Annotated in this window: 4 protein-coding genes, 1 tRNA gene and 2 pseudogenes; 5 read left to right on the top strand and 2 right to left on the bottom strand. The window is 59.5% G+C overall.

The genetic code is table 11. The features are described from left to right. Positions 1-97: 97 nt before the first annotated feature. Positions 98-364, top strand: a pseudogene (locus NKJ91_RS24255) (hypothetical protein); the annotation flags it as partial. A gap of 77 nt (positions 365-441) precedes the next feature. Here the strand turns inward: NKJ91_RS24255 and NKJ91_RS24250 are convergent. Beyond that, positions 442-822, bottom strand: a pseudogene (locus tag NKJ91_RS24250) (transposase domain-containing protein); the annotation flags it as partial. Positions 823-1258: 436 nt separating this feature from the next. Between NKJ91_RS24250 and NKJ91_RS24245 the strand changes: the two are divergent. From NKJ91_RS24245 to NKJ91_RS24230, 4 genes are all read left to right on the top strand, one after another. Next, positions 1259-2050, top strand: a complete 792-nt coding sequence (locus NKJ91_RS24245; protein ID WP_352450736.1) for a calcium-binding protein — start codon at positions 1259-1261, stop codon at positions 2048-2050. A gap of 394 nt (positions 2051-2444) precedes the next feature. After that, positions 2445-4214, top strand: coding sequence for a type I secretion system permease/ATPase (locus tag NKJ91_RS24240; protein WP_352457558.1), 1770 nt, complete (start codon positions 2445-2447; stop codon positions 4212-4214). After that, positions 4189-5502 (top strand): HlyD family type I secretion periplasmic adaptor subunit, encoded by a 1314-nt coding sequence (locus NKJ91_RS24235; RefSeq protein ID WP_352450735.1) that lies wholly within the window; start codon positions 4189-4191, stop codon positions 5500-5502. Before NKJ91_RS24240 ends, NKJ91_RS24235 begins: the two co-directional genes overlap by 26 nt. Before the next feature lie 670 nt (positions 5503-6172). Then, entirely contained in the window at positions 6173-7390 is a 1218-nt protein-coding gene (locus tag NKJ91_RS24230) for a tyrosine-type recombinase/integrase (protein ID WP_352457555.1), read from the top strand. A gap of 21 nt (positions 7391-7411) precedes the next feature. Here the strand turns inward: NKJ91_RS24230 and NKJ91_RS24225 are convergent. Further along, positions 7412-7487: transfer RNA gene (locus NKJ91_RS24225), tRNA-Ile, on the bottom strand. Positions 7488-7507: the final 20 nt, after the last annotated feature.

The following is a 7507-nucleotide window of genomic DNA, read 5'->3' as shown; positions in this document are numbered from 1 at the left end:
CAGCGGCCGCAAGGACCGTGCTCAAAGGCCGGACATATGGACGCAAGCGATCGAAAACGACGCAAAACAACCGTTGCAGGCAGGGCGCCGTCCACATATGGATGGCGATTGGGATTGGGCGATTCCTGCATTGTCGAGAACGATGCAGGGAGAGCAGATCCTTCAGCATGAACAGGTGGCAGCGATGCTGCGGCTGCATGAGCTTGGCTGGGGAATGAACCGACGGGCGAAAGAATTCGGGTGCGCGCGCAACACGGTGCCTCGGTATCTAAGCGAGGGCGGGACTGTTCCGTTTCGCAAGCCTGTGCGGCCGACCGCGTTTGACGGACTGGACGATTGGCTGCGGGAGCGCTTCTTCCCCCATGGCTCGGGCTGGATGACGATCTCGACCCGCTCCAGATGCGCCGGGAACGCCTTGCGCGGTCGCGCAGCACGTCGCGGCTCGCCTGTCGGTCTTGCGGCCTCGAGCTCGGACTCAATCGCGCCGAGCCCGGTCTGGATTTCGTCGAAGGCGAAGGCCTGCTGGTCACGTTCGAGCTTCTCGGAGCTGCGACCGAAGCGGCGCGCTCCAGCTGCTTGACGATCCCATGAAGGTCGGCGATCCGCTCCTGGGCAGGCTCGTTGAGTGTCGCCATCCGGACGATCTCGGCCTTGAGTGTTTCGCTCCGGAGTTGTTGCAGTTCGGCCTTCTCCGCCGCCATGGCGACGAACATCGCCTTGAGCGTATCGATTTCGTGGGGACGGGCCGAAGCGCTTCTCGTCATGACGCCGACAGAAGCTTATTGTGCACGGCCTGAAGCCCGCCTTTTGCGCCTGAGTCACTTCGCCACCGCCTTCCGGCCGGACGCCGTCGCCGTTCGGCTCGAACGCGTGTCCAGTCCATGCCTTCGACGAGCGCCATCAGTTTCGGCGCGGCAAGCCGATCACGCCGTTCTCCGCCAGCGGAACTTGTCCTCGTCCAGCGCTCACGGTGCGGGTATGCCGGCGTCGAGCAAACAGAGAGAAGTTTGGGGCCCAACCAGGACGGCCCCGTTACGAAGTTCGTCCTGGTCCCGGTTTGAGTGTCGAATCTTCATCGATTGCTTGGGCGACCAGCGTCCCCGCCGCCAGCGAGCCCGCAACTGCTCAGCAGAAGGGCGAAGTGAACGTGAATGCATCCATTTCGTAAATGTGTGTCTATCCAAGCAATCGATTTCTCTAATTATCCGATGAGCAATATGAACGCGTCAGGCAGGGTGCATCATTAGGAGTATTTTCGATGGCAAAGATTATCGAGGGTGGCCCGGGTGCCGAAACACTCATCGGCACCGAGCTTGACGATTGGATGGAGGGTTTCCAGGGCGGTGACTGGATTGACGGTCGTGGCGGCAACGACGAGATCTCGGGTGGCCCGGACAGTGACCGACTCATCGGCGGCAAGGGTAACGACCGCATCTTCGGCGGAGATGGCTGGGACGATCTCTCCGGCGACAACGGCCGCTTCAACCCGCGCGTCTCCGGTGAGGACAATGACAGGCTCAGCGGCGGTCCCGGCCAGGATGTCCTCTACGTGGGTGACGGCCAGGACACGTTGACCGGGGGCACCGACAGTGACACGTTCGTGTTCCAGTTCCACAATCCGGTGCCTGGGGTTGTCGGGTCGAAGTCGGACATTACCACTATCACCGATTTCAACCCGGCGGAGGACAAGTTCGCCTTCGATGCGGTGGGCCTCTACAATGACGGTTTTGGCGCGAACTTCGTCAACAACGCCAGCATACAGTCCGGCTACCCGGTGAGCAGCTTCTACAGTGGTGCGGCCTCGGGTGCGAACGGCGAACACGTCGTGGTAATCACTGGCGAATCTTTCAACTCTGCTTCTGAAGCCGCGAGTGCGATCTCCGGCGAGCACGCCGGCGACATCATTGTCTACCAAAGCAGCTACACCGACAGAGTCGCAACTCTGGCCTATGTCACCGCCGACAACAGCGCGCATGAATTCGTCCACCTGGGCGGTGTGGTCACCGTGGCCGACCTAGGCCTGACCGCGTCGGACTTCACCTTCGTTTGATCCAGAAAACCCATACGGAACAGCGCCCCGCCCCTGGGCGGGCGCTTTCCGTCTCCGCTACTTGCGATGGGCCGGGGCGCCCCGGGAGCAGTCGCAGCGTGTACAGCTTGACGAAGCCCTGCACGTCGCGCTGGTCGTACACCGAAATCTCCCTGAAGGCGTGGAGGCGGAAGCCTGTTCGGGCCCTTGCGGCCGGCCACGATGACGTTGCCCTTCCAAACCTTCAGCCGGACGGTGTTGTTGTTGACCCGCTCCATTAGATGCCAAACCAAACATATTCGGCGGGAGCACTGATCCTGAAGCAGCGAGCGGATGCAGTCGGTCGCCGCTCGGGGAGCAATATGGGGAGCTGGGTCGCCAGATCCTCACGGAGACCTACGTGAGTAACCATTCCTTGAAGGATTCAGCTTTGAGACCTTTCCCTCTGAGTTCCGCTATTTGGGGAATTCTGTTGATCAGCGGCGTGGTGAACGTGCTTGCGCTGATCTCGCCGCTGTTCATGCTTCAGGTCTACGACCGCGTTCTGGCAAGTGGCAGCGTATCGACGCTAGTGGGGCTCGTCGTGCTTGCTACAGGGCTTTATGCGTTCCAGTGCCTGCTCGACATTTTGCGCGCGCGCGTGCTGCTGCGGATTGGCGAGCGTTTCGATGAACAGTTTTCCGGACGCGTTCACGATGCGATCGTTCGCCTTCCGCTTTTAACGCGCATGCCGGGCGACGGCTTGCAGCCGCTACGCGATCTCGACAATGTTCGCGGATTCTTAGGTGGAAACGGCCCGACAGCGTTCTTCGATCTGCCATGGATGCTGCTTTATCTTGGCATTTGCTTCCTCTTTCATTTCTGGATCGGCATGACGGCACTTATCGGGGCGATCGGTCTCACATCTCTGACACTCCTTACCAACACTCTCTCGCAAGGGCCGATACGCGATACCATTGACCACAACATGGTACGCAATGGTCTACTGGAAGCAGCGCGCCGCAATGCCGAGGTCGTGCAAGCTCTCGGTCTCGCAAAGCGGATCGCTGCCCGATGGCACAAGGCCAATGCCAAGTATCTGGCCGCCAACCGGAAAGTCGGGGACGTGGCAGGTGGGCTGGGTGGCATTTCAAAGTCGCTGCGCGTGCTGCTGCAATCGGCCATTCTTGCCGTCGGCGCGTACCTTGTCATCAGGCAGGAGACTACGGCCGGGGTCATGATTGCCAGTTCGATCACGATGGGGCGTGCGCTGGCTCCGGTCGATCTGGCCATTTCAAGCTGGAAACCCTTCCTCATGGCGCGCCATGGTTGGGCGCGGCTGGAGGACCTCTTGGGAAAGGTTCCTGAAACCGCTCCTGTTATGCCAATGCCTGCACCTGAACGCGAACTCCGCCTCGAAGGCGTGACAATCGTTCCGCCCGGCGAAAGGAAGCCGACCGTGACCGGCCTTGCGTTTGCCGTTCAGGCGGGAAGCGCACTCGGGATCATCGGTGCATCGGGTTCGGGCAAGTCGACACTCTCGCGCGCCATCGTCGGCGCATGGGCGCCGGTCGCCGGAAAGGTTCGCATCGACAGCGCAAGCCTCGATCAATGGGACCGGGAAGCGCTAGGCCGTCATATCGGCTATTTGCCGCAAGGTGTTGAACTATTCGACGGCACCATTGCCGAAAACATCGCTCGTTTTGAAGATAATCCTGACCCTGAGGCTATTGTCACCGCGGCGAAAGCAGCGGGCACGCACGAACTGATCCTCCGATTTGAGCACGGCTACGAAACTCCGATTGGTGAGGCCGGATCGGCACTTTCCGCCGGGCAGCGCCAGCGTATCGGTCTTGCCCGTGCTCTTTATCGAGACCCTTTCCTTGTTGTGCTGGATGAACCCAATGCCAATCTCGATGCGGAAGGCGAGGCTGCGGTTGTCAAGGCGATCGCCTCCGTGCGCGAGCGCAAGGGCATTGCGGTTGTCGTTGCCCATCGGCCGAGCGCCATCCGCGCCGTGGATTTGGTGTTGGTGATGGAAGGTGGACGGCAGCGAGCATTCGGTGCGCGTGATGAGGCGCTTTCCAAAGTCCTTAAGGGGGCAGCGATGGCATCAGGCGCTGGGGTCAAGGCCATCGAGTCTACACAGGATAACGAGCGCGCTGACATGGAGGATCCCGGTGTCCGGCATTCATCAGAACAATGACGTTTCCAGGTCCATTCGCCGGCACCTGGTGGCGGGCCTGCTGGCGAGCGTGATCTTTGTGGGAGGAGCCGGAGCCTGGGCGGCCTTCACGAATCTCTCCGGCGCGGTTGTCGCGTCCGGACACTTTGTCGTCGATTCCTATGTGAAGAAGGTGCAGCACCCGACCGGCGGGGTGGTGGGAGAAATCCTGGTGAGCGAAGGTGATAAAGTAAAAGCCGGCGACATCCTCATGCGGCTCGACGCCACCCAGACGCGCGCCACTCTCGCTGTAGTCACCAAGCGGCTCGATGAGCTGGCCGCCAACCTGGCACGACTCGAAGCTGAGCGTGACGATCTGGCGGAGATCGCCTTCCCGGACTGGCTGCTCGCCCGCAGAGATGTTCCGGACGTAGCTTCGGCAGTACATGGCGAGACGCGGCTGTTCGAATTCCGCAGACAATCCCGCGACGGAAGGCAGGCGCAGCTAGCGGAACGCATCACTCAATATGAGCACGAGATCGAGGGGCTCAAGGCGCAGGCAATCGCTTCTGAGAAAAGCACCGAGATCCTCCAAAAGGAAATTGCTGCCCTGAGTGGGCTGCGCGACCAAGGCATTGTCTCGGACCAACGCTTGAACAGTCTGAAGACGCAGGTTGCCACTTTCGGCGGCGAACGCGGTGAGAAGATTGCACATCAGGCACAGACGGCAGCCCGCATAGCCGAAACGCGCCTGCAGATCCTGCAGATCGATCCGGATTTCAAGACGGAAGTCGGCCAGGAGCTCAGAGAGGTTCAGGCGCAGGTTGGGGAGTATGTTGAGCGCAAGGTGGCGGCTGAACAGGAACTGCGACGGATCGATATTGTCGCGCCGCAGTCAGGCGCCATTCAACAACTCGCAGTTCATACGGTCGGAGGAGTGATCACGCCCGCCGATCCGATTATGCTAATCGTGCCGGAAGGCGACGATCTTGCGCTTGAAGCACGAATCACCCCGAAGGACATCGACCAAATCCAGCTTGGTCACAAGGCCGTGCTGCGGATGTCAGCCTTCAATCTGAGGACCACGCCGGTATTGAACGGATATGTCAGCCGGATCGCAGCCGATCTGGCGACGGACGAAAAAAACGGCGTTTCGTATTACCTGGTGCGTCTGTCGGTTCCGCATGCGGAACTGACGAAGCTCAAGGACCTGACGCTCGTGCCCGGCATGCCGGCCGAAGCGATGATCCAGACGGGCGAGCGTACGGCGCTTTCTTATTTTGTGAAGCCGCTGTCGGACCAAATCAGTCGCGCATTCCATGAGGAATGAAAGTAACCACAGAAACATTTTGTTGGTATTCTTGTTGGTTGTTACGCATGCATGAGAGTCATAACCGTCTGAAAACACAGCCATACTTTCCTCAGTTGGATTCCGCCTCTGACTCAGATTCGTGGTTCCACGGTCATTTTGCCCTTCCAAGTCGCCGACCATTCAGTTCTTGGCCTCGAGCGCATTAAGATACCCATCATCGTACACAAAGGCTGGAAAAGAGTCCGGTGTCTTGAGCGATCCTGAGGTCTGGAGACCTAGGGTGAGCCTGCAAGCACAGGGCTAGGACATGATTGAGCGTCTGCAATATTCGGACGGGTACATAGGAAGACAGGCAGGCGTCAAAAACGCGCTTTCAACGCGCTAAACCGATGCTACGCACCCCGAGCGTCTTGCCGCCCTCGCTCCCGCCGGTAGGAATCAATCGCGAGCAGGCTGCGACGTTCATCGGCGTAAGCTCAACGACCTTTGATGAAATGGTCCAGGACGGCCGGATGCCCCAGCCACGAATGCCGAGCAAGGGGCGCATTGTTTGGGACGTCGAGGAACTTGTATTGGCCTTTCGAAAGCTCCCTCACCGCCAAATCGGAGGAGCACCAAAGCTTGACGAAGATTCGCCGCCACTAGACAATCCTTGGGATCGAAAACCACGAACATGACGGATGAGCCCGTGAAAATCGATCTTAAGGGCGTAGTGAAGGACACTGATCGCCACGGCAATGATCGGTACTATTTTCGCGCACCGGGTCGGAAGAAGGTCCGGCTCCGTGAACCGACCGGCAGCGACGAGTTCCTCGAGGAACTGCGGTGCGCGCGCGCCGAGGTCACTTATGTTCGGCCCGGCACTCTTCCCGAGATTTGCCGGCGCCTCCCCAAGCCTTCCGAGCCAGCGAAGAAAGGCACGTTGCTGTGGCTTTGCCAGGAGTATTACCGTCGGGGCGGCACGGAAATCACCCAAGACACTATGGCGCGCCGACGAGCAATTCTGGAGCGCGTATGCGAATTACCTCATCCCCTCGAAGGTGACCCGGATCCTCAGTATCCCACCAAGGGATCTCTGCCATTCGCCGGTATGAAACGGTCTCATGTTAAGGAGATCAGGGACACCAGGCTCGACGCCCTTGGCGCGGCAAACAATATCGTAAAAGCCATCAGCGCGATGTTTGAGTGGGCAAAGGACACAGAGATTCCGGGCGTCGACTCCAATCCCGCCCGCGGCATCAGACGGCTAAAGAGCGGCGACGGCTGGCACCCATGGGACGTGTCGGAGATCGTTCAATATGAGAAGCGGCATCCGCTGGGTACCGCAGCCAGACGTGCGCTCTCGATCTTCATGTTTACTGGCCTGCGGTTGTCCGACGTCGCGATCTTCGGTCGACAGCACATCACGCTCGTCTACAACGAGGAGACCGAGCAGTGGGAGAAGTGGATCAGAATTAAGCCTGGGAAGACCAGTCGTAACAAGGATGCGGTGTTGGTGGAGCTCCCGCTTCTGCCCGAACTAGAGGCGGAACTTGAGCACACGCCCTCCGACCAGATGACCTTCCTGGTCAATGAGTATGGTCGCCCGTTCTCGGAGAACGGTCTGGGCAACAAGATGCGCCAGTGGTGTGATCAAGCTGAGCTGCCGCACTGCAGTGCTCATGGAATTCGCAAGGCCGGCGCGACGATCGCCGCTGAGAACGGCGCGACGCACGAGCAGCTGAAGGCGATATATGGGTGGACTACGTACCAGCAGCCCGACCACTACATCAAGAAAGCGCGTCGCCGGAAGGTAGCGAGAGCGGCGAAATACCTGCTGGTTATCGATCGAAAAGAGAACAAAATTGTCCCACTTTCTGAGGGGGTTGAAAGAGGTGGGACAAAAATGGCCAAAAAATCCAATTAAATCAACGGCCACAAAAGCCGATGGTGGGCCCGGAGGGACTCGAACCCCCAACCAAGCGGTTATGAGCCGCCGGCTCTAACCATTGAGCTACAGGCCCCACGGCGCTGGATTAGTGTT

Source organism: Mesorhizobium sp. M0040, from assembly GCF_040323505.1.
Taxonomy (GTDB): domain Bacteria; phylum Pseudomonadota; class Alphaproteobacteria; order Rhizobiales; family Rhizobiaceae; genus Mesorhizobium.
Note: the sequence above shows the minus strand (reverse complement) of the source record. Positions and strands in the feature narration are given on the sequence as shown.